This window comes from Globicatella sp. PHS-GS-PNBC-21-1553, assembly GCF_033564055.1.
GTDB classification, from domain to species: Bacteria; Bacillota; Bacilli; order Lactobacillales; family Aerococcaceae; genus Globicatella; species Globicatella sulfidifaciens.
Genome location: NZ_CP085470.1, coordinates 710,707 through 732,256, shown reverse-complemented (window position 1 = coordinate 732,256; position 21,550 = coordinate 710,707). Strand labels below are relative to the sequence as shown.

Genomic DNA, 21,550 nt, shown 5'->3' with positions numbered 1-21,550 from the left:
CCAAAAGTTAGTTTCTTGGTCTAACTTTTGGGGGCACTACATAGTTCGCATTTAGGGGGCTTTTTTTGATGCTATTTAAAAAGTGATATTAATGCTCATTTCCTGAATTTTAAGAAAAGTGAAGAATGCTCCTTGACATTTATTAGTTTATATAGGAAAATATAGGAAATTGAAGTTAGGAAAAACTAGGAAACAAAATGGGGAGGGGAAGAGAATATGAATTCAGAACAAACTTATTATACTGGGAAAGAAGTCGCTGAAATGCTAGGAGTAACAACCCGTACGATTCGTAATTATTTAAAAGAGGGTAAACTAAAAGGTACTAAATTTGGTGGTCGCTGGAATTTTACTCAAGCAGATATTGATGATTATATTCAACAAGAAGAGCAACAGTACAAATCAAATTCAAATGAAAGGTTTGAAGGAGTTGAACATTTTAATCTAGAAATAATACAAATATTTACCAATGCGCATTTACTAGAAAAAGCAATTGAAAATGTTTTGACTTTGATGAATCAGTTAATATTAGATAAACCAGAATATCAATATCGTTTTTTTTATAAGAGGATCGGTGAGACGCAAGCTGTGTTTAATTTTAATGGTCTATTGAGCGGATTTTCTTTATTAAGTGAAAGCATAGCACAGGTATTAAAGGATTAGGTGAGTAATTATGCAATTATTAAAGAAAATTGGTCCGAAAATTTATTTGATAATACTGATAAATGTGATAATCATTGTCTTATCACGTATCGTAATTCCGTTATTAGTACCTAATAATCAAAGCCTATTGTCAATGGATACCCGTACTATTTTATTCTTTTTTGGATTTGTTATGCTGGGTTCATTTACGATCCAATCAGTACTGAGTATTTTATTTGAAAATTTGATGACGCAATATAAAGTAGAACTATATTTAGATCAGGTCGCTAAACTCCAACAAATGCAATATGATGCCATCTTAAAATTAGGAACGACATCCATTGTGACTCGATTTTTTGAAATGGTTGATGCCATTTATTTCTTTCTCTCGGGTGGTTTAGCTTCGTTCTCATTAGCACTCATTCTAATTATTATTTCCTTAATTATTGCTTGGTGGATTGACATAAACGTGTTTATTGCCTTAATTACCTTAATTCCGATCAACTATTTTGGGTTTAAGAGAATCAATCAAGAATTGTCGAGACGCATGGCCTTATTTCAAAAGACCTTTAGTAAGACACAATAAAATATTATACAAGCGCTAAATAATGTGGAATTTTTAAAAACAAGATCAAATACAGAACAAGTTCAAAATTTGATAAGTTCGGATTTATATCATTCCTATCAAGCGCTTGCAGAGACCAATAAATTTGCAGGTATCTCATCTAATCTTATTGGAATGTTAAATCAATGTGTTCAATATTCTATCTATATTTCCATAACATTATCAGTAGCAAGAAATCAAAGTTCTATTACCCACTTGTTAACCACTAGTATTGTGTTGCCTACCTTTTTTCAAGCGTTAAGGGAATTGAACAGCGCCAATCTTGATTTTTCATCATTACGAGTGTCTAACGAGTACCTTGAGAAAGAAATAACCCCATTTGTTGAAGTGGAGCCAGCAGGTCAAAATTTAACGGAAGTCACTCAGGTCGAGATGACAGAAGTACGATACCAAATAGAAGAGCAGCGGTTCCAGATACCTGTGCATCAAGTTTTTTATAAAGGTGATTGGATTCATATTGCTGGACCTTCAGGAGTAGGTAAGAGTTCATTAGTCAAATTATTGTTAGCTTTAAGGGAAAGCACAGGCATCAAAATTAATCAAGTGCCGCTCGATTCATTTGAAAAAGCCAGTTTAAGAAAAAAGATTGCTTATGTGACACAGGAAATTCCAATTTTTAATAAAACTTTAGAGGAAAATATTGGATTAGGACGATGCTTATCACCGAAAGAAAAAGAAAAGATTGAGGACAGTCAAATTTTAAGTTCAATTTTAAGAACAAAAGACTGGCAAACATCCATTTTAAATGCCGGAAATAATCTTTCAGGTGGTGAAAAACAACGGATTGCGATTGCGCGTTTGCTTTCATCTAATCCAGACATCATCATTATAGATGAGAGTACAAGTGCCATTGATCATCAAACATCTGAAGCCATATATCAATTGTTAAAATCAACCTTTAGCGACACCATTGTCTTTGTAATTACTCATGATCAGACTAAGCAAGTGTTTTGCAATCGTGTTATAAAATTAGGGTAGATACCATTTATTTATTGTTATTGTCGATTTATTGATGGAAAAATAACATAAAAAGGGTTAAACTATTAACAATGCTAAATACTTTTATGTGTGGAGGAAAAGAATGAAAAGAATTACCAATGACAGTCTCTTTGAATTAAAAAGCTTGGCGAATCCTAAAGTAGCACAAAACAAAGTGTTCTTTATTGAAACCCAAATGCGTAAAAAGGAAAATGATTATTTTGGTGAGATTAAAAGTTATGATTTAGATACGAAACAGCTTAAAGTGTGGAGTCCAAACAATGTTTCCGTACAAAGTTTTGATATTTCACCTGATCAAACGTTCTTAAGTTATACGGCAAAAATTGAAGGCAATGAAAAGTCACAATTATTTTTGATGCCTATGGATGGTGGCAGTCCAATTCAGTTAACCTCAGAAAAGGCTGATATTACGAGTTACCTTTGGTCTAAAGATAGTCAAACGGTCTACTATCAGGCAACCAAAAAAGAAGAGATAGATGCTGACGAGAAAAAAGATAACTCATCAAAAGAATTTCCACAACCAATTCATATTGAAAAAATTACCTATAAAAATGATGGTGCAGGATATGTTAAAACTGATTTAACCTACGCGATTAATAAAGTTTCAGTGGCAACGAAAGCGGTAGAAGAGGTAATTGTGTTGCCTTACTCTGTAAGCTTCGCTGATATTACGAAAGATGAATCAAAACTATTTATTAATACGAATCAAGCCAATGAAGACGAACTGGCATTTGCTAAAGGCGCCATTAAATGGATAGATTTAAAAGCGAAAAGTTTCGAGTCGTTTGAAGCAACTAAGGAATTTGCTTCAGCAGGATTTGTTGCCTTAAATCCAAGAGAAACGCATTACTTATTAGTTACCAATGACTTTACTAATGGTTTTGTAACCCATTCAAAATTATATGTATATGAAGTGGCTACGAAGAAATTAACCAATGTACTGCCAAAATTTGAGTACGATTTAGATGATAGCTTGGTGGCGGATTTCCAACAAGCGGTTCATGGATTCGAATTTAAATGGCTCGATGATAAGCGCTTTATCTTTTCAGCTACTGTAAAAGGTGAAATTCATTTATTTGAGGGTAACCTTAAGGGCGAAGTAGAAGGCAAATTGTCCCAGTCAATGCATCTTACTTCGGGTATCGAAGAGTCTGGACGTTATTATATTACTTATTCTACCCCAACTGTTCCAAGTCGTTTAGCGGTAGTTGAGGCTGACAAACAATTAGAAGATTTATATAATCCGAATGAGCAATTTGAAGCAGAGCATGAGATTGTGAATCCTGAACGATTCTGGTTTAAAGGTTATGATAATTGGGATATTCAAGGTTGGTATTTAGCACCAATCACTGAAGAAAAACAACATCCGGCAATCTTATACGTTCATGGTGGACCTCAAGTCGCTTATGGCGAAAGTTTCTTCCATGAAATGCAAGCTTTAGCACAAGCAGGGTACGGTATCATCATGTTAAATCCTCGGGGAGGAAGTAGCTATAGTCAAGAATTTGTTGCAGCTATTTTAGGTGAATATGGTCATCACGACTATGATGATTTGATGTTAGGGGTTGATTATGTTTTAGCACAACACCCTGAAATCGATCAAGACAGATTATTTATTGCAGGTGGTAGCTATGGTGGCTTTATGACCAATTGGATTGTCGGCCATACTGATCGCTTTAAAGCGGCTGTGAGTCAACGTTCTATCTCAAACTGGATTAGTTTCTATGGCGTTAGTGACATTGGGATGTTCTTTGTCGAGTACCAATTACAACGCGATTTATCAGATGTGGAAGGTCTATGGAAGTTATCTCCACTTGCATACGCTCAAAATGTGAAGACACCAATCCGCTTCTTGCATGGACAAAGTGATTTAAGATGTCCTCAAGAACAAGCGGAACAAATGTATATTGCAATGAAAAAACATGGAGTGGAAACGGACTTAATATTATACCCACAATCAAGTCATGGATTGTCACGTGAAGGTCTTCCTAACTTGAGAATGGAACGATTAAATCATGTGAAAGAATGGTTTGATCGTTACAAATAAACAAAATATTAGTAAAAAACGATATTAAAAGCTCACTTAGACGCTAATTTTTAGTTTCTAAGTGAGCTGTTTTTTTAATAAAATAAAAAAATTTCGAAATAGTGTTATTGTTTGAAAAATATATTGTTTATCAAACCGACTTCTTCACTTCATATCGACGTGCGACTAATGATAAAGAATAACATACAATGAAATATAGAACCGCGGAAATAAAGAATACTTGTAAAATAACATCGACATCTTGGTTATAGATAATTTTCGCATTATGCATAATTTCCGGTAAGGCAATAATCGTCGCTAAAGACGTATCTTTAATTAAGGCAATTAATTGACTTACAATCGCTGAAATCATATTACGGATTGCTTGGGGTAATAAGATTAAGCTTAAGACTTGCCAAGTATTTAATCCAGATGCGTATCCGGCTTCTTTTTGTCCACTAGGTAAGCCTTTTAATCCAGCGCGGATAATTTCTGAAATCATGGCTGATTCGAAAATAGTCATGGCAGTTACTGTCGACCAGAAGATAGATAAACGAATGCCAATTTGTGGTAATGCAAAATAAGTAAAGAAGATAATTAATAATAAGGGTAAATTACGAACGGTGTCGATTAATAAAGCGAGCAAATCTGACACGACCGGTATATTTTCATAACGTAAAGTACCTAAAATAATCCCAAAAATTAAACTTAAAATGATGGTCACGGCAGCGACACCAATGGTCACCCATAATCCGTTTAATAAGAAAGAAAATTGATTGCCGGTAATAAATAATAATGTTGTCATCTAAATTCCTCCTATCGGCTGGTTTGACTTTGACGTTCTTCTAGGCGTTTAACCATTAGACTGATTGGTACAGTAATGATCAAGTAGAAGATTCCGACGATAATATAGGTGCCGAAGACATTATAGGTTTCACTGACAATTAAGTCGCCTTGATACATTAAATCTAGGCCAGCCACCATTGCAAAGATAGAGGAGTTTTTGACGAGGTTAATCATTTGATTGCCTAATGGTGGTAGCACAAGTTTTAAAGCTTGTGGCAAAATAATTAGGAACATCACTTGCGTTTTTGATAACCCACTTGCAAGACCTGCTTCTCTTTGGCCATTTGGAATAGTTGTAATCCCACTTTTGACAACGTCCGCAACGAAAGAAGAAGTATAAATACTTAAACCAATGACACCTGACATAAAGCCACTAATGTCCGCGCCAGATAACGGGACAACCACATAGAAAAACATGACAATAATTAACAACGGAATGTTACGAAATACTTCGATGTAGACAGTAGCGATACCACTAAGTAGTTTATTATCGGAGGTTTGAGCAATTGCCATTCCAATTCCAATGATAAAGCTAGCGATTAATACAATCAGTGAGGCCAATAAAGTATGTCCGAATCCGGATAAAAATTGACCAGAATAGGTATTAAATAGTTCAAGCATATTACTCAGCTCCTTTCGTTAATACTTCCCCAAACCATTTATTGTAGATTTGGTCATAGGTTCCATCCGCTTGCATGTCAGCAAGGTGTTGATTAATCTGAGATAAAAATCCTTCTTGTTGTTTATTAACAGCAATCCCATAAGGTTCATCGGTAAAGTTTTCACTGACAACACGATAGCCTTCGTTTCCAACTAATAAACCTAAAAGAATGGCATTATCAGTCGTAACGGCATCACCTTGACCTGCTTTTAGTGCGGTAAAGCCATCGGCATAGGTTTCTAATTCGATGATATTGGCTGCGGGTGCAGCTTCACGAATATTTTTAGCACTAGTTGATCCTTTAACCGTAATAACCGTATGCTCAGCCGTTAAATCCTTAACAGAATTAATATTAGCATCATTAGCAACTAATAAAGATTGCCCAGCTGCAAAATAGACATCACTAAAGTCAACGACTTTTTTACGAGCATCGGTGATAGTCATGGTAGCGATAATTGCGTCGATATTTCCGTTTTTTAGTAAAGGAATACGGGTTTTACTGGTAACTTCAATAAAGCGAGCATTTTCAGCATCACCGGTAATACGACGAGTTAATTCTTTCGCAATATCAATATCAAATCCTTCAATTTCTTGAGTTTCAACATTATAATAACCAAATAATTTCGTATCGTTTTTAACGCCCCATAGGATAGTTTGATCTTTTCCGGATAAGCGCTCAGCCACATCTTTAGTTAATGATTTTGAGGCAGCTTGATTAAAGACTAAGAGGAAAATCGCGATAATCGCAATAAACAATAGATAGGCGATTGTTTTACTGTGTTTTTTATAAGACTTCATACAATCACCTCTTAATGACGAATAATCTTACTTAGGAATTGGACCGCTCTTTCTTCTTTCGGTTGAGCAAAGAAATCATCAGAAGGGCTGTCTTCTACGATTTCACCTTGGTCCATAAAGATAACACGGTCGGAAACTTCTTTCGCAAATCCCATCTCGTGAGTAACCACAACTAACGTAATCCCTGCAGATTTTGCGACTGAATTCATTACTTCTAAAACTTCGCCAACCATTTCAGGGTCTAGTGCTGAGGTTGGTTCATCAAATAGCATAATGTTTGGTTTCATTGCCATCGCTCTCGCAATCGCAACACGTTGTTTTTGACCCCCAGATAACATCGTAGGATAGCTGTCAATTTTATCTAGCATCCCGACTTGATCTAATAACTCTTTCGCTAGTTTTTCAGCTTCGGCTTTAGGTTTCTTTAATACTTTTGTTGGTGCTAAGGTAATATTTTCTAAAACGGTCATATGCGGATAAAGCTCAAAATGTTGAAATACCATCCCGATATGCTTACGAATATTTTTTAAATCAACGTTTGGTGCATTCAATTGATCATCATCAATCCATAATTCTCCACTATCAATAGATTCTAAGCCATTGATTGTTCTAAGTAGAGTACTTTTACCTGAACCAGAAGGGCCAATTAGTACGACAACCTCTCCCGTCTCAATCTTTAAATTTATATTTTTAAGTGCATGATAGTTTCCATAGTATTTATCAACTTGTTTAAATTCGATTGTCATAGTTGATACCTCCTAAAATTTTTATTATTAGAATAACATTAAATTCAAATTAAATAAAGTCTTATATTCCAAACGATGTAAGATAATATTACATGAAATAACAACGACCTATCAAATAAGTATCTTCATTGACTATTGAGAGCAAAAAAATACACTTAATAAATATCGTTAGGCCATGGTGCGGTAGTCATAACCGAAGTGATGATGATGGTTTGTAATACGAATAAAAATTTTAATCAGTATAGTGCGTGATGAATAGATAAAAAAGTAAAATGCCGTGAAGAAAAACGGTTTTAAGGCGGGTGCTATCTATTATAAGATTTGCAAACACAATAATCCTACGTTTTGTACTAAAAAAATAAAAACAATCCTCACATATGACGATGATAACGCTTTTAGAAAACGTTATCATGAGAGTGTAAGATAAAATAAGGCACAAAAGGAGTGTTCAATATGTCAAATATCAAGACGGTTGGGGTAGTTGGAGCAGGCGCTATGGGTTCAGGTATTGCAAACCTTTTTGCGCAAAATGGATATCAAGTTATTTTGCGTGATGTAGAAGAACGTTTTATTCAAGCTGGTATGGATCGCATTACTAAGTTTATGGAAGGTTCTGTAAAACGTGGTAAATTAACTCAAGAACAAATGGATGAAACATTAGGACGTATTCGTACAACAACAGATTTAAATGAGTTTAAAGAAGTTGACTTTGTTGTTGAAGCAATCATCGAAAAAATGGATATCAAACAAGCAGTGTTTAAAGAATTAGAAGGCATTGTACGTGAAGATGTTATCTTATCAACCAATACTTCATCATTATCTATTACTGAAATCGCCAGTGTATTAGATAATCCAGCACGCTTTGCGGGTATGCACTTCTTTAACCCAGCACAAGTAATGAAATTATGTGAAATTATTTATGGATTAGAAACAAGTGATGAAACTATCAATATTGTTAAAGAATTAGCTGAAAGCATTCGCAAAGAAGTGGTTATCGTTAAGAAAGACGTTCCAGGATTCATCGTTAACCGTATTATGATTCCTCAATTCATTGAAGCAATCAAAGTATTAGAAGAAGGAATTGCTTCTAAAGAAGATATCGATAAAGCAATGCGTTATGGTTTAAATCACCCAATGGGCGCATTTGAATTACAAGACTATGCTGGGGTAGATATTGGTTACCATGTAATGAACTACTTTGCTAAAGAATTTGGTGACAATCGTTGGACACCACCTACTTTATTAAAAAATATGATTCGTGCAGGACGCAATGGTAAAAAATCTGGAAAAGGTTTCTACGATTACGACAAAAAATAATATTTCTAATAGGCTATAAAATTTAAAAAATAAAAAATTTGGAGGTATCCTCATGGTAAAAGAATCAAGAGCAGATAAGTTGTTTAATAGTGGCGAAATGTTTTATTCAGACTTATATAACTATGCAGATGCATTAACTGATGGTGAAAAAGAAGTCTTAAAAGAATTAGAAGAAGTATTAGAAAAAGACTTAAAACCTTTATTAGCTGAAAATTGGCACAATGCAACTTTCCCATTGGAAGCATTCCAAAAAGTAATTGATATGCGCTTAATGGATGATCCACGTTTATTAGAAGGACGTGAAGATGGACGTATCTCAGAATTATTCCGTGGATTTCGTGCTTATACTTTAGCGAAAACTGACCCAGTATTGGGAACTTTCTATACAGCTAATGGTGGTCTTTTCCATGAGTGTGTTCGCGTGGGTGGTAGTGAAGAGCAAATCGCTCAATTAATGCCTGGAGTTTACTCTTGGGAAGGTTTAGGCGTATTAGCGATGACTGAACCAGATCATGGTTCTGATATCGCAGGTGGTATGGGAGCAACAGCAAAACGTGAAGGCGACCACTGGATTTTAAATGGTCACAAAAAATGGATCGGTGCTGGTGCAATTGCTAAATGGCATGCGTTCTTTGCTCGTGACGTTGATGACAATCAAGTGAAATTATTCTATGTAGAGCGTGAATCTGAAGGGGTAGAAACTTTTGTAACACCTCAAAAAGCTTTCTTCCGTATGATGCCTAACGCAGAAATCATCTACCGTGATGTTAAAGTACCTGAATCACAACGTGCTCAAAATGTTAACTCTTGGAAAGATTGTGCTAACATTTTACGTAATACACGTTCAGACGTTGCTTGGTTATTAGCTGGTGCTACAGCAGGTGCGTTTGAAGCAGCATTAAAATATACTCGCGAACGTGAACAATTCGGTAAACCAATTGCTAACTTCCAATTAATTCAAGAAAAATTAGCACGTATGGCAATGAATGCTCAAGCAACATTAGCGATTGCTGTTCGATTAGCTGAACAACAAGAACAAGGTATTTACCGTGAAGAAGCTTCTTCAATGGCTAAATTACATAATGGTTTCCGTGCTCGTGAAACAGCGGCATTAGCTCGTGAAGTAGCTGGAGGTAACGGAATTCTATTGAAATACGATATTCCAAGATTCTTTGCAGATATCGAAGGTATGTATACTTACGAAGGAACTCATGAAGTGAACTCATTAATTATTGGACGTCACTACACAGGATTATCAGCATTCATTTAATCAAACAAAAGCGTGTGGCCAGACTGCTGAAATTCTCAGTGGTTTGGCAATCACTCATTTAATAGAAAAGATAAGACAAAAAAGGAGATATTTTATAATGTTAAATGCTAAACAAGAAGAAATCGTAATCGTTGGTGCTGCTCGTACACCAGTTGGTGCTTACTTAGGAGTTTTAAAAACAGTTCCAGTTGAAGTTTTAGGTGAAATAGCTTTAAAAGAAGCTGTTAAACGTTCAAACTTAGAAGTGTCTGACATTGATGAAGTTATTGTGGGGCACGTAACCGGAACTCAAACAACTAATAACTTAGGTAATATTATTGCGATTAACAGTGGATTAGACAATCGTTCAACTGGTATGACAATCAACCGTATTTGTGGTTCAGGTATCCAATCAGCAATTTCTGCAACATTAGAATTATTACATTCAAACAAAAAAATCATTGCAGCAGGTGGGGCGGAATCATTATCTAGAGCACCTTTCTTCTTACCAGAAAGCGTTCGTTATGAAGGGTTCAAAGCAGGTAACCAAGTATTGATCGATGCAAACTTAGAAGGACACTCTTCAGCTTCAGGTCGTGACTCTGGTATTCAACATATGGGTAATACAGCTGAAAATGTGGTTCGTAAATATGGAATTCCTCGTGAAAAACAAGATCAATTTGCAGTTGATTCACAAGCGAAAGCTGCCGAAGCAATGGAAAATGGTCGTTTTGCACAAGAAATCGTACCAGTAGAAATCGTAGGTCGCAAAGGTCAAGTAACTGTAGTTGAAAAAGATGGTCACCCAAGACCAGGTACAACATTAGAAAGCTTAGCAAAATTACGTCCAGCATTTGAAAAAGATGGAACTGTAACAGCAGGTAATGCTTCAGGATTAAATGATGGGGCTGCGTTTGAAATCTTTACTACTCAATCATTAGCTGAAGAAAAAGGTTTAGAAGTAATGGCTCGCGTAGTAGACTATCAAATTTCTGGTTGTGCACCTGAGACAATGGGATTAGGCCCAGTATTTGCGATTCGTGAAATGTTAGAGCGTCAAGGAATGGACTTAGTCAAAGATATTGATATCTTAGAAATTAACGAAGCATTCGCAGGTCAAACAATCGGATGTTTAATTGAATTAGGTATCGACATGGATACTGAATACTATCAAAATAACTTTAACCCACATGGTGGTGCAGTTGCTTTAGGACACCCATTAGGAATGTCAGGAGCGCGTATTATTACTTCATTATTATATGAATTCAAAAATAATCCAGATAAACGCTATGCAATTGCTTCAGCATGTATCGGTGGTGGACAAGGTATTGCGTTGTTATTAGAAAACGGCTATTACAAAGGTTAATAGGAGGAAATCATTAATGACACAAGAATTTACAGTAGCAGTAATTGGTGCCGGAACGATGGGTTCTGGTATCGCTCAAAAAATTGCCCAAGAAGGAATTAAATGTTATTTAGTAGATGTAAACCAAGCAGCTGTTGAACGCGGAATGGGCATCATTGAAAATATGTTAAACCAAGGGGTAGAACGTAAAGTTTTCACTGAACAATTTGCAAAAGAAACATTGGATCGTTTAATCCCAACAACAAATTATGAAGACTTAAAAGAGGTTGACTTCATTGTTGAAGCGGTATTTGAAGATGAACAAGTAAAAGCAGATGTATTAAGTAAATTAGATAAAATCTGTGATGAAAAGACCATCTTAAGCTCAAATACTTCAAGTTTCTATATTAAAAACTTAGCAAAATCAACTAATCGTCCGGATCGATTCATTGGAATGCACTATTTCTTCCACCCAGCGAAAAACCGTTTATTAGAAATCATTTCTCATGAAGGTACGAGTGAAGAAACAGTTGCGATTGCTAACAAATTTGCTGATTTACACGGTAAAACTTCTATCACTGTTAAAGATGCTCCTGGTTTTGCGGTTAACCGTTTCTTTGTTCCATGGTTAACAGAATCTGTTCGTATTTACGAAGAAGGTTTAGCTAATAAAGCAACTATTGATGCAGCCGCTCGTGATGCCTTCAAGATTGGAATGGGACCATTCGCTTTAATGAATGCTACCGGAATTCCAGTTGCTTACCATTCTGCTAATACTTTAGCGCGTGAAATTTCAAAATTCTATAAACCGGCTGAGTTATTAAAAACACAAACTGAATCAAAAGAATTATGGGATGTTGAAGATGGCGAAGTAGACGAAAGCAAATTCGAAGCAGTGAAAGAACATTTATTAGCAACAGCGATTGGTGTTGCAGGTAAATTAGTTGACGAAGGTGTTGCAACTATTGAAGATGTTAACCGTGGTGCAGTAGTAGGTTTACGTTGGAAACAAGGACCATTCCAATTAGCTAATACAATTGGGGTTAAAGAAACCTATGAAATGACGAAACGTTTAGCTGAAAAAAGTCCTGGTTTTGAATTAAGTGAAACCTTAAGAAAACAAGCTGAATTAGGTGAACCATTTGAGTTTAGCTTTGTCGATTATGAAGTAAAAGATGGTATTGCAAATATTCGCATTAACCGTCCAGAAGCAATGAATGCTTTAAACCCAACAGTAGTTGGTCAATTAGAAAAAGCGTTTAATGAAGCTGAAGCAGACGAAACGGTTAAAGGAATTGTCTTCTCAGGTGCAGGTAAAGCCTTTGTTGCGGGAGCTGACTTAAAATTTTTCGTAGATGCAATTAAAACAAATAACTTAGACAATAACTACAACTTCACTTCAGGTGGACATAAATTATTACGTCGCATCGAATTAAGTGATAAGTTAACGATTGCATTATTAGATGGTTTATCTTTAGGTGGTGGTTCTGAATTAGCCTTAGCATGTCAAGCAATTGTTGCAACTGAAAAAGGATCATTTGGTTTCCCTGAGAGTGGCTTAGGAATCTACCCTGGATTAGGCGGTATGTTACGTACTAACCACCAAATTGGTAAAGAATTAGCGAAATATTTTGTCTTAACAGGAAAAGGTATTTCAGCTCAAGCAGCCAAAGATTTAGGCATTGTAACTAAATTAGTCGATGCAGCAGATGTTCAGTCAGCAATCAAAGATTTAGTTGAAAATGGTGCACCAGATAAATATCGTCAACGTGAAGTGCCAATGCAATACGCTGAAATTAAGCATGCCTTTAACGATGATAACTTTGAAAAAACAATCAAAGGCATTGCAGGCGACGGTGTTCGTGAAGAGTTCGCTCAAAAAACAGCCAAAACAATTGGTTACAAAGCACCCGGCATTTGTAAAGTCATTCCGGAAATGATTGATCGTCAAGCTGAAATGACGATTGATGAAGGAATTGAGTATGAATTATCTTTATTAAATGAAACTTTTGCGAAACCAGAAGCATTAATTGGATTAGAAGCATCGTTAGCAGGTAAGAGACCAGATTATAGCAGCCTAAATTAGTAGAACAAATAATACACGTCCCAGAGTGGATATTGTAAAAGGAGCATAAATGATGAGAATAGATTGGTTTGCTGATCGAGCACGTATCAGTGGTTCGAAAGTAGCAGTAATAGAAGCCGAGAAGGGCCGCGAGTGGACTTTTGACCAAATGAACCAACGTGCCATTAATTTAGCGGCTTATTTACAAGAGAAAGGGATTCAATCTGGGGATCGTGTTGCATTGTTTTCCTCAAATGACGTAGCCCATTTTGATTTTCTGTTAGCTTGTACAAAATTAGGAGCCGTCTTTGTGCCGATGAATTGGCGCTTAAAAGATACGGAAGTCCTTCATGTTGTACAAAATTCAGAACCAAAATTGTTGGCTTATTCAAGAGTACATAAAACACGTTTAGGTCTAATATCGGAAGAATTACTCGATGTTGATATTGACAGTGAGGACTATGATGCGATTGTTGATCCTAGTAAAAATAAGACATTCCAACCCAATCAATTATTGTCTGAAGAAGACATCGCAGTCTTGATTTATACAAGTGGTACGACAGGTTTGCCAAAAGGAGCAATGATTAGTCATCGCGCTATTATTTGTAATGGCTTAAACAGTATTCCAAGTTGGAACATTCATGCCGAAGATCGTGGTATGACCACCACACCGATGTTTCATACAGCCGGACTCTTCTGTTTCACGATACCTATCTTGATGGCAGGAGGTCAAATGGTTGTTCAACGCTTCTTCGATGCAGATGAGACCATCGAAATCATCCGTGATTTTAAACCGACAAAGGCCTTCTTTGTACCAACGATGTGCTATATGTTAGCACATTCGGATCTATTTAATAAAGAGAATTTGAGCTCTTTAAATTATATTATTTCTGGTGGTGCACCACTATCTGAGAATGTTTACCAGTTATTTGCCGATCATGATTTACCATTAGTGAACTCGTATGGACTAACGGAGATTGGACCAAATAATTTTTCAAATACACCGGAACGTCAAAGAATGAAGAAATTATCTGTTGGAAAACCAATCATGTTTAATAATGTGAGACTAGTAGATGATGAAGGTAATGACGTGCCGCAAGGTGAAGTGGGTAACTTGATTATTAGTAATAACGCTAAATTTAGTGGCTATTGGAATAATACAGAAGAAACAGCGAAAGTGTTGAAATATGATTTTGTCTTTACCGGAGACTTAGCACGTATGGATGAAGAGGGAGATTACTTTATCGTAGGGCGTAGTAAAGACATGATAATTACCGGTGGCGAAAATGTCTATCCAAGTGAAGTAGAAAAAGTGTTAAATCAATTCCCAGGAGTAGTCGATTCAGTAGTATTTGGTATTCCAGTTGAACAATGGGGTGAATCCGTGGTGGCAGCAGTCATTACCAAAGGTTTAGATGAATCCATTATTGAAGAGTTAAGCGAATATGCTAAGTTAAATTTAGCTGGCTATAAGACACCAAAACGCTACTATTTATTGGATGAATTTCCAAAAACACCCATTGGCAAAATCGATAAAAAAGCATTATTAGCGATGGCACAAGAAATTGAAGAAGGTCGTCAAGATTTAAGTAGACCTAGACAAATCATTATGTAATACAAATAGATAATAACAACCTATTTAGGAGGAAAAAGAATGAGCAAAGTAATTTCGTATCGTGAAGCCGCGAATTTAGTAAATGACGGCGATTTATTAGCAACCTTAACGTTTGGATTAGGTGGGCTACCAGAACAATTATTAGTAGGTGTCGAAGAACGTTATCAAGAAGAACAACATCCAAAAGACATTACCTTCATGTGGTCTTGTGGGATTGGTAATAACCAATATGGACGTGGTGCAGACCATATGACCGCGCCAGGATTAGTTAAACGATTAATTGCGGGTCACGTAGGATCATCTCCAGGCATGGTTGAAAAAATCGTTAATAATGAGTACGAAACCTATCTATGGCCACAAGGGGTTATTACCCAATTATACCGTGCCATTGCAGGACGTAAACCAATGTTAACGAAAGTCGGATTAAAAACATTCGTAGACCCTCGTTTAGAAGGTTCTCGTTCAACAACCATTACTAAAGAAGATATCATTAAGGTAGTTGAGTTAGACGGTGAAGAGTGGCTACAATACCCGAATTTAAAAATTGATGTTGCTTTCATCCGTGGATCTTATGCTGATGAAAATGGGAACGTATCAGTTAAAGATGAAACTTGTAAATTAGAACAATTAGAACTCGCAATGGCTACTAAAAACTCTGGTGGGATTGTCGTTGCGCAAGTAAAAGATGTTGTTCAAAATGGTTCAATTCATCCGAAAGATGTTCAAATTCCATTTGGTTTAGTTGATTATGTTGTAGTAGCAGAAGAAGAAAAATATCACCAACAAACAATGGGAACTTACTATAACCCTCGTTTAAGCGGCGATATTAAAGTGCCAGTTAAAACCGATAGCGTCAAACCAGCTAAATTAGATGTACGTAAAATTACTGCTCGTCGTGCTGCAATGCAATTACGTCCAGGGGATACCATTAACCTTGGCTTCGGTTCTCCAGATATGGTTGCGCAAGTCGCAAGTGAAGAAGGTGTAGCAGATCGTTACAATGCTACATTAGAGATGGGGTTATGGGGTGGAATTCCTGCAGTTGGCTTAGACTTTGGATCAGCTCTAAACCACGAGGCATCTATTCCAATGGCTAATCAATTCGACTTCTATGATGGTAACGGATTAGATTTAACCGTTTTAGGTATTGGAGAAATTGACCAATACGGTAATAATAACGTGACTAAATTCGGTCCGAAAGTACCAGGACCTGGTGGCTTTATCAATATTTCTCAAAACACGAAACGCATTGTCTTCATCGGTTCATTTACGGTAGGAGGTAAATCACACTGTGAAGATGGTAAGTTAGTCATTGATGATCAAGGTAAAGGACCTAAATTTATTAAGAATGTTGAACAAGTTTCATTCTCTGGTGAATATGCAATGGAATCAGGACAAGAAGTCTTATACATCACTGAGCGTGGAGTATTTGACTTATTCGAAGGACAAGTTCGCTTGATTGAAATTGCACCAGGTGTCGACTTACAAAAAGATATTTTAGATCAAATGGAATTTACTCCATTAATTTCAGAAGACTTAAAAGAAATGGATCCAGGTATCTTTAGTGAAAAATGGGGTGGCTTAGCAGCAATCATTGATGCGAACGCTAAATTAAACGAAAAATAAACAAATCATACAATACAAACTCTTTAAGGAAAAAGTCGGGAGGTTAGATACTTCCGGCTTTTTTGATTATTAAAATAAAACTGAATTAATACAAGGGCTCTATAACATTGAGTGGGCATAAACTTTGATAAATTTTAGTCAAGATTATTGTTCATTAATTAATAGCGCATTAGTTGAGTGGTCTCAACCTGCGTCTTAACGTAGCTGAGATTAAACTTGAAAAATTCAGTCAAATTAATGCACGTTAATTTATAGCGTAGTGGTTGAGTGGCATCAACCTGCGTCTTAATGTAGCTGAGATTAAACTTGAAAAATTCAGTCAAATTAATGCACGTTAATTTATAGCGTAGTGGTTGAGTGGCATCAAACTTCGTCTTAAAGATATTGAACATAAATTTGAAAAATTCAGTCAAATGAGTGCATATTCATTAAAAGCGCAGTGGTTGAGTGGCATCACACTTCGTCTTAAAGATATTGAACATAAATTTGAAAAATTCAGTCAAATGAGTGCATATTCATTAAAAGCGCAGTGGTTGAGTGGCATCAACCTGCGTCTTAAGGACTTGTTTGATACCTACTCAACTGTGCGGGGGTAGGCCGACGAAGCAAAAATTATTTAATTTTCTACTTCTTGCCCACTCCCACTAGCCTCAATTCCCTTGAGAAATTGTTATTCTAATATAAGCAGTTAAATGTGTTTGAAAGTGCTTTTACATAGAGTGTTTCGTGTTATACTAAAGAGAGAATATATAAGTGAGGTCAAAATAAAATGACTAATTTAGAAACTAAACAATCACGAGAAGAGTTTATTCGTCATATAGAAGAACATATGAAGCAAGCTTCCCGTAAATTATTAAAAATAAATTCTAGAGATGAAATTATGACCGTTCTAGGAGAGAGTTTTAAAGAATTACTTAAATGTGACTTTGTTGGGATAGGTTTAAATTTAAATGGCTACTTAAGACTCCATTATTTATCAGGAGATATCGACATTGAAAAGATTTTTCCTTATCCCACAGATAAAGTCAATCCGATATTGTATGAAAGAAGTATTAAATCCGATGATAATTATTTGGACCCTGATTCTGTTTTAATTCAATATTTTAAAAAGAGTGGTATTGATTCATGGTTTACAGTTCCAATAGCGGAGGATCATTCAGACTTAGGGATAATTATTGTAGGTTATTATGATACGCGTCCCTTTTTTAACGAAATGCGTGAATTATTTAAAGAATTAGGTGCTTATGCAGCAATTGCGATGAAAATGATTCAACGTAATGAGTCGAGCCAACGTCAAATATTGTATTTTGCACAAGCCTCTCATCAACTGATGATGCAAAATTCAATTGAAGATCTGCTAGAGAAAGTGGTGACATTATCCGGTCGCGAATCGCGATCTCATTACACAGGGGTTTACTTACTCGATCAAGCGCATGAAGCTTTATTACTACAAAAACCCACTTTTGGTTATGTCACGTTAGATGATTATATCCCACTTAGTAAAGGGAATTTATTAAAAGATTATTTACCGAGAGTGGAACAAATTGGTTATTCGCAAATCACGATACCATTAGTTATCAATGAACAAATGGTTGGCGCGATGGTATGCGAAAAACCAGCCGAACAGATTTTTTCTGGAAAAGATTTTGAGTTGCTGCAAACTTATGCGAATTATTTTAGTGCAATGTATGAAAACTTGTCATTGAGACGCCAAGAAAAAATACGTCGTCAAGAATTAGAGGAATTGTTTAATTTACAAAATAATTTAATTAAAAGTTCGTTAGAGCAAACGGATATTGATAAGATGAATCAACTATTAGGTGAATTTGTCGAACGGGATATTATTGTCTTTGATCAATTTTTAAATCCTTATTCTAAATATTTACAAAAAGATTCTAGTTTAGAACTCGATGTTTTAATGAAGGAAATTAAGAACTATAAGTTAAAACATGTTCATTTGGCTAGTGAATTTAGAATCTCAGTTCAAGATACAGAAATGGTTTTTAGACGAATTGAAGGTGACCGTGAGGCATTGGGATTTATTGCTTATTCTGAAAATAAGGTTAATTTGAATAAAGAAACGTTTAATTTGGCTATTTCAATGGCATTAAATATTTATGCAACCTTCTTCATGAAATATAAAATTGAACGAGATGCTTTAAATCAGTTGAAAAATAGTTTCGTTGGGACATTGTTCTCTGGAAAACCTCATGAAGAATTAAATCAAATCATTACTTATGCTTCATATTTCAACTTTGATATTGATAGTTCCTATGATGTAGGCTTATTAGCAATTGAAGATGTTGTACCTCATTCGGATGATTTAGTGGTGAGACGAATTGCGCGTAATACGGTGATGAATGAGTTGATTTATCATTTATCAAAATTCGATTCTAAATTAGTAACCGCTATTTATAAAGGAAGAATTGTGCTGTTGAAAGCTATTCAGGGTGAAGAACCAGGTATTTATTGGCAAAAACTCTTTAGGACGATTCGAAAAGCTGTGAATCCCCAAATAGGGTTATGGATTGGCATTGGCGGGCAGGTATTAGAATTAAAAGATTACCGTGATCGTTATGACAAAGCGAAACATGTTTTAAATGTTATCCAAAGAACAGGACATGAACCAAACTTTGCGAGCTATGATGAGTTAGGGTCTTATGTGATTCTTAACGAATTAAATCAAATTGATGAAACAAAACTATTTGTTAAATCCCAATTAGGTAAGCTTTGGGATGCATCGATTGATAGTAGTATGGATTTATTTGAAACCTTAAGAGTCTATTTAAATAACCATTGTAGTGTCAAAGCGAGTGCAGACGAACTGTTTTTACACCGTTCAACCATGAATTATCGCTTAGAAAAAATTAAAGAGATTTTAGAAATAGAGTTGGATGATAATAAACATCAATTTAATTTACTATTAGCCTATCATTTATTTGATCTTTTTGGAGAAAAATTATTTGAATAATATTTATATTGAATAGCCTTTTTGTTTTGTAGTCGAACAGGAAGGCTGTTTATTTTTATCATTATCTAAGATAATCGTTTTACTATCTCATTGAGCTTGTTCTAAATATTAATTCGTTAGTTTAGGATAAGGTTAAGAGATGAAAGCATAATTTTATGTTGAAACCAGCCATAAATTATTAAGAGGGAGTCTGTATTTTTATTAATTTTCTAGTGTATAATGAGTGAGATATAAAGTGAAAGGGAGTATGTATGTGAAAGGATTGTTGATAAGAGGAGTGATATTGGTCAGTACAATACTAATGTTTGGGCTCAACCATCTAAGTATCTGGCATTTAGTCTTAATCATCGGCTTTATTGCAGTCACAAAGGACGTTGAAATAAGGTTTAATCGGAAGGATTTAGGATGGATGGTGTGTTTTATTTTATTGAATGTTTTTTCTTTTTATATGAATCCACCGAAGCAATTGGGCTATGAAATGGTACTGGCGGTTTTAAGAGTGGGCTTCTATTTTTCATTATTTAAAATCGTTACTGCTATGACCGCTAAAAATATGCTGTATCACATAGAAGGATTGCTTAGTAACTGGCAAAAGACTCAGTTTTTAATAATGATGATCCTGGCATTACTCAGTATCTATTTTCCGCTACTGCTTGCTTTTAGCCCAGGGAATATGTATATTGATTCCTATTCTCAATGGGGACAAGCAATGGGAGGGATTCCCTTATCGGATTGGCATCCGGTCTTGACCACCTTATTGATGAAACTCTCTTATAAATTAATCGGAACGCCAGTCGTGTATACCTGGATGCAAGTGATGGGCTCCATCATGGTCCTGACTTATTTTAGCAAGCAATTATTGGATCTTCGACTTAAAAAGTCTTATATTTTATTAGTAGTGTTTACCATTCTATTCACGACTCTGTTACTATCAAATATGGTTACTCTTTATAAGGATAATTTGTATAATCTTTCTTTAGTTTTAGTCACCTTATTTTTAGTAAGGATTTATTTTATTGAACCAACTTGGTTGCAACATTGGAGCTCGAAGATTATATTTGCCTTTAACTTTAATGTGGTGCTATTAGGTCGGCATAATGGGTTTTATGTAGGCATCGCATTTTTAGTGATATGGTTATTGTTTTCTTTTGATAAATGGAAAGATGTAGCCATAATAATGGTCTTAACAGCTTTAATTTTTATGGGGTATCACACATTATTAAATCAACGATATGCTATTGTACCAGGTTCACCGAGTGAGAAATATAGTATGGTATTACAGCATATCGGTGCAGTGGTTGATGCAGGAAAACCATTAACGGAAAAACAAAACGAGTTTTTAGATCAAATTTTACCACGAGCAACTTGGCAAGAAAAATATACCCCTGTTATGATTGATCCAGTCAAATTTCACCCGGACTTTAATAAAGAATTTATTAACACTCATCAAAAGGAGTTGTTAAAGAACTGGTTAACCATTGGTCAACAATATCCGCTACTCTACTTAAGAGCAGAATTACAGCAAATACGACCATTATGGGATGTGAATGGATGGGAGCATGGTTTGCCAGGGACTCAAATGTTTCATTATATGATCAATTCACCGAAAGCGTATTATGATCCTTATTTACAGCATTATGATTTTGCAGTAGAGCCACTACGTAATTTGATTGCTGAGTGGTCTTATCAGCAAGCTCCGCATGATGGTGTTCATAAGCCTTTTATTACGAGTGTGGCATCAGTTAGTATTTTAGTTTTATTTGCATGCTCCTTTTCAGTAATATTTGCTAAAAGATGGACATATTTATTGATTTTATTGCCTTCTTTACTTCATTTGGGGACATTATGTTTGGCGATGCCCGCTTATAATATTCGTTATATTTTAGCACCCGTTATCACTTCGATGATGTTAGCCATAATTTTTAAGGTTGTATCAACAAAAGCTTTGATTTCATCATAATGATATCGCTTTTATCTGAAATATGGTATAATTAATTTAGTATAATATTTAGATAGGGGTGC

The 21,550-nt window shown here is 35.4% G+C and carries 17 protein-coding genes; 13 read left to right on the top strand and 4 right to left on the bottom strand.

Annotated elements, in window-relative coordinates:
* Positions 1-216 precede the first annotated feature (216 nt).
* The 4 genes from LB888_RS03320 (at position 217) to LB888_RS03305 (ending at position 4,310) form a co-directional block, all read left to right on the top strand.
* Positions 217-660 carry a helix-turn-helix domain-containing protein gene (locus tag LB888_RS03320; RefSeq protein WP_318753612.1) on the top strand — a complete coding sequence of 148 codons (444 nt, stop codon included), beginning with the start codon at positions 217-219 and terminating at the stop codon, positions 658-660.
* A gap of 10 nt (positions 661-670) precedes the next feature.
* Positions 671-1,225, top strand: coding sequence for a hypothetical protein (locus tag LB888_RS03315; protein WP_318753611.1), 555 nt, complete (start codon positions 671-673; stop codon positions 1,223-1,225).
* A 24-nt stretch (positions 1,226-1,249) separates the two neighbouring features.
* Positions 1,250-2,242 (top strand): ATP-binding cassette domain-containing protein, encoded by a 993-nt coding sequence (locus LB888_RS03310; protein ID WP_318753610.1) that lies wholly within the window; start codon positions 1,250-1,252, stop codon positions 2,240-2,242.
* Positions 2,243-2,345: 103 nt separating this feature from the next.
* Positions 2,346-4,310, top strand: coding sequence for a S9 family peptidase (locus LB888_RS03305; RefSeq protein ID WP_318753608.1), 1,965 nt, complete (start codon positions 2,346-2,348; stop codon positions 4,308-4,310).
* 130 nt (positions 4,311-4,440) lie between these two features.
* Here LB888_RS03305 and LB888_RS03300 read toward each other — a convergent pair whose 3' ends face one another.
* Genes LB888_RS03300 through LB888_RS03285 form a run of 4 tightly spaced genes read right to left on the bottom strand, consistent with a single transcriptional unit; the run spans position 4,441 to position 7,340 of the window.
* Positions 4,441-5,094, bottom strand: a complete 654-nt coding sequence (locus LB888_RS03300) for an amino acid ABC transporter permease (protein WP_276645877.1) — start codon at positions 5,092-5,094, stop codon at positions 4,441-4,443.
* 11 nt (positions 5,095-5,105) lie between these two features.
* A complete protein-coding gene (locus LB888_RS03295) occupies positions 5,106-5,756 on the bottom strand; it encodes an amino acid ABC transporter permease (protein ID WP_318753607.1) in 651 nt (216 codons plus the stop codon).
* 1 nt (position 5,757) lies between these two features.
* Positions 5,758-6,594, bottom strand: a complete 837-nt coding sequence (locus tag LB888_RS03290) for a transporter substrate-binding domain-containing protein (RefSeq protein ID WP_318753606.1) — start codon at positions 6,592-6,594, stop codon at positions 5,758-5,760.
* A gap of 11 nt (positions 6,595-6,605) precedes the next feature.
* Positions 6,606-7,340: an amino acid ABC transporter ATP-binding protein gene (locus tag LB888_RS03285; RefSeq protein ID WP_318753605.1), complete on the bottom strand. Its 735-nt coding sequence runs from the start codon at positions 7,338-7,340 to the stop codon at positions 6,606-6,608.
* Between the two features lie 453 nt (positions 7,341-7,793).
* Between LB888_RS03285 and LB888_RS03280 the strand changes: the two genes are divergently transcribed.
* The 9 genes from LB888_RS03280 (at position 7,794) to LB888_RS03240 (ending at position 21,488) form a co-directional block, all read left to right on the top strand.
* Positions 7,794-8,657, top strand: coding sequence for a 3-hydroxyacyl-CoA dehydrogenase family protein (locus LB888_RS03280; RefSeq protein WP_078755888.1), 864 nt, complete (start codon positions 7,794-7,796; stop codon positions 8,655-8,657).
* 52 nt (positions 8,658-8,709) lie between these two features.
* A complete protein-coding gene (locus LB888_RS03275; RefSeq protein WP_318753604.1) occupies positions 8,710-9,927 on the top strand; it encodes an acyl-CoA dehydrogenase family protein in 1,218 nt (405 codons plus the stop codon).
* Between the two features lie 97 nt (positions 9,928-10,024).
* Positions 10,025-11,272, top strand: coding sequence for a thiolase family protein (locus LB888_RS03270; RefSeq protein ID WP_318753603.1), 1,248 nt, complete (start codon positions 10,025-10,027; stop codon positions 11,270-11,272).
* A gap of 16 nt (positions 11,273-11,288) precedes the next feature.
* On the top strand, positions 11,289-13,337 hold the full coding sequence (locus LB888_RS03265; RefSeq protein WP_318753602.1) for a 3-hydroxyacyl-CoA dehydrogenase/enoyl-CoA hydratase family protein: 2,049 nt from the start codon (positions 11,289-11,291) through the stop codon (positions 13,335-13,337).
* Between the two features lie 52 nt (positions 13,338-13,389).
* Positions 13,390-14,931 carry a class I adenylate-forming enzyme family protein gene (locus LB888_RS03260; protein ID WP_318753601.1) on the top strand — a complete coding sequence of 514 codons (1,542 nt, stop codon included), beginning with the start codon at positions 13,390-13,392 and terminating at the stop codon, positions 14,929-14,931.
* A gap of 39 nt (positions 14,932-14,970) precedes the next feature.
* Positions 14,971-16,557, top strand: coding sequence for an acyl CoA:acetate/3-ketoacid CoA transferase (locus LB888_RS03255; protein WP_078755883.1), 1,587 nt, complete (start codon positions 14,971-14,973; stop codon positions 16,555-16,557).
* Positions 16,558-16,910: 353 nt separating this feature from the next.
* On the top strand, positions 16,911-17,153 hold the full coding sequence (locus tag LB888_RS03250) for a hypothetical protein (protein WP_318753600.1): 243 nt from the start codon (positions 16,911-16,913) through the stop codon (positions 17,151-17,153).
* A 173-nt stretch (positions 17,154-17,326) separates the two neighbouring features.
* On the top strand, positions 17,327-19,528 hold the full coding sequence (locus tag LB888_RS03245; protein ID WP_078755881.1) for a helix-turn-helix domain-containing protein: 2,202 nt from the start codon (positions 17,327-17,329) through the stop codon (positions 19,526-19,528).
* A gap of 283 nt (positions 19,529-19,811) precedes the next feature.
* On the top strand, positions 19,812-21,488 hold the full coding sequence (locus LB888_RS03240; RefSeq protein WP_318753599.1) for a DUF6020 family protein: 1,677 nt from the start codon (positions 19,812-19,814) through the stop codon (positions 21,486-21,488).
* Positions 21,489-21,550 lie beyond the last annotated feature (62 nt).